General features: G+C 38.9%; 1 protein-coding gene. It reads right to left on the reverse strand.

The window, feature by feature from the left end; all coding sequences use genetic code 11:
• Positions 1-51 precede the first annotated feature (51 nt).
• Positions 52-296, reverse strand: a 245-nt coding sequence (locus Q0954_RS34720; protein WP_299466869.1) for a hypothetical protein, incomplete at its 5' end; no start/stop codon positions are given.

Here is a 296-nt window from a genome sequence, read left to right on the forward strand (position 1 = left end):
AAAAAGAAAACGGACAGCCTGACTATTTTTCTCTTTCTCTTTTTTTTCTTTTCAAGGAAATATTCCGATTAGGCAAGGCTTGAATGGAGTGTTGGGAAATGCCAGGTCAAGTAAGTTGCGATCTCCACGTTTATGAGTATCAGATGTTGAACCACTGCTACCACCCGCGTATAGGTGATCGTTGTTTGTTTGCTTATCGTGTTTACATTCAAAAAGCCAGAATCTAAAATAAGCGTTTTTAGCAGGGTATGGCTTGCGATCTATAAAATAGCTTACACTTTCTCCACTCGTTTTTC

It is taken from the genome of uncultured Microscilla sp. (genome assembly GCF_947493425.1).
Classification (GTDB): Bacteria; Bacteroidota; Bacteroidia; order Cytophagales; family Microscillaceae; genus Microscilla.